General features: G+C 51.8%; 2 protein-coding genes. Both read left to right on the forward strand.

Annotated elements, in window-relative coordinates; translation table 11 throughout:
- On the forward strand, nt 1-1932 hold a 1932-nt coding region (gene fusA / locus ACIQYF_RS23655; RefSeq protein WP_402866703.1), incomplete at its 5' end, for an elongation factor G.
- A 35-nt stretch (nt 1933-1967) separates the two neighbouring features.
- Nucleotides 1968-2258 (forward strand): GTP-binding protein (locus ACIQYF_RS23660; RefSeq protein ID WP_236708176.1); only part of this gene is annotated, 291 nt, incomplete at its 3' end.

A 2258-nucleotide genomic window follows, 5' to 3' on the forward strand; every position in this document is an offset into this window, starting at 1 on the left:
CGTGGTATTACCATTACTTCTGCTGCTATTACCGCCTTCTGGAAAGGTTCTGCCAAGCAGTACAAAGACGAGCATCGCTTCAACGTAATCGATACCCCGGGCCACGTAGACTTCACTATTGAAGTTGAGCGTTCCCTGCGTGTGCTCGATGGTGCGGTTGTAGTGTTCTGCGGTACTTCAGGTGTTGAGCCTCAGTCGGAAACCGTATGGCGTCAAGCCAACAAATACGGCGTTCCACGTCTTGTTTATGTAAACAAGATGGACCGTGCTGGCGCGAACTTCCTGCGCGTAATCGAACAGATCAAAAAGCGTCTGGGTCACACTCCGGTGCCTATCCAGCTCGCTATCGGTTCTGAAGATAACTTCCAGGGTCAGATCGACCTGATCAACATGGAAGCTGTCTACTGGAATGATGCGGACAAGGGCATGGTCCCTGTTCGCAAAGAAATTCCGGCTGAACTGAAAGATCTGGCTGACGAGTGGCGCGACAACATGGTTCAGGCTGCGGCCGAAGCCAATGAAGAGCTGATGAACAAGTATCTCGAAGGTGAAGAATTCACTATCGAGGAAATCAAGGCTGCTCTGCGTCAGCGTACTATTGCTGGTGAGATCGTCTTGGCTGTTTGTGGTTCTTCCTTCAAGAACAAGGGTGTTCCCCTGGTTCTCGACGCCGTTATCGACTTCCTGCCTGCACCTACCGATATTCCAGCCATCAAGGGTACTGACCCGGATGACGAGTCTATCGAGCTGGAGCGTCATGCAGACGATAGCGAGCCGTTCTCGGCTCTGGCGTTCAAGATCGCTACCGACCCATTCGTGGGTACCTTGACCTTCGTCCGTGTTTACTCGGGCGTGTTGAACTCCGGCGACGGTGTAATCAACTCGGTTAAAGGCAAGAAAGAGCGCGTGGGTCGTATGGTGCAAATGCACGCAAACGCTCGCGAAGAGATCAAGGAAGTACGCGCTGGTGACATCGCGGCCTTGATCGGCATGAAGGATGTCACCACTGGTGAAACCTTGTGCAACGCTGACAAGCCAATTATCTTGGTTCGTATGGACTTCCCGGAGCCGGTTATTTCGGTTGCCGTTGAGCCTAAGACCAAAGATGACCAGGAAAAAATGGGTATCGCACTGGGCAAACTTGCTCAGGAAGATCCATCTTTCCGCGTTAAAACTGATGAAGAGACTGGTCAGACGATCATCTCTGGTATGGGTGAGTTGCACCTGGACATCCTGGTTGACCGGATGCGCCGTGAGTTCAACGTTGAAGCCAACATCGGTAAGCCTCAGGTTTCGTATCGTGAGCGCATCACGAAGAGCTGTGAGATCGAAGGCAAGTTCGTTCGTCAGTCCGGCGGTCGTGGTCAGTTTGGCCATTGCTGGATCCGTTTTGCACCTGCTGACGAAGGTCAGGAAGGTCTGCAGTTCGTGAACGAAGTGGTAGGTGGTGTAGTTCCTAAGGAATACATCCCGGCTATCCAGAAGGGTATCGAAGAGCAGATGAAAAACGGTGTTGTTGCCGGTTATCCGCTGATCGGCCTGAAGGCTACCGTGTTCGATGGTTCTTACCACGACGTCGACTCTAACGAGATGGCGTTTAAGGTGGCTGCTTCCATGGCTACCAAGCAATTGGCCTCCAAAGGTGGCGGTGAGTTGCTTGAGCCGATCATGGCGGTAGAGGTTGTTACACCTGAAGACTATATGGGTGACGTGATGGGCGACTTGAATCGTCGTCGCGGCATGATCCAGGGTATGGAAGATACGGTTTCCGGCAAGGTTATTCGTGCCGAGGTTCCGTTGGGTGAAATGTTCGGTTATGCGACCGACGTTCGTTCCATGTCTCAGGGTCGCGCAAGCTACTCTATGGAATTCAAAAAATACGATACAGCTCCGTCGCACATCGTCGAAGCTGTCACTAAAAAACAAGGCTGATTTAGTTCAGTCCTTTAGGCAAGGAGTTAATTGTCGTGGCTAAAGAAAAATTTGATCGTTCCCTACCGCACGTCAACGTTGGCACTATCGGTCACGTTGACCATGGTAAAACTACGCTGACTGCAGCTCTGACTCGTGTTTGCTCCGAAGTTTTCGGTTCGGCCATCGTTGATTTCGATAAGATCGACAGCGCGCCAGAAGAAAAAGCTCGTGGTATCACCATCAACACTGCGCACGTTGAATACAACTCGAAGATTCGTCACTACGCTCACGTTGACTGCCCAGGTCACGCTGACTACGTGAAGAACATGATCACCGGTGCTGCC

The sequence above is a fragment of the Pseudomonas sp. NPDC096917 genome (assembly GCF_044762555.1).
GTDB lineage: Bacteria > Pseudomonadota > Gammaproteobacteria > Pseudomonadales > Pseudomonadaceae > Aquipseudomonas.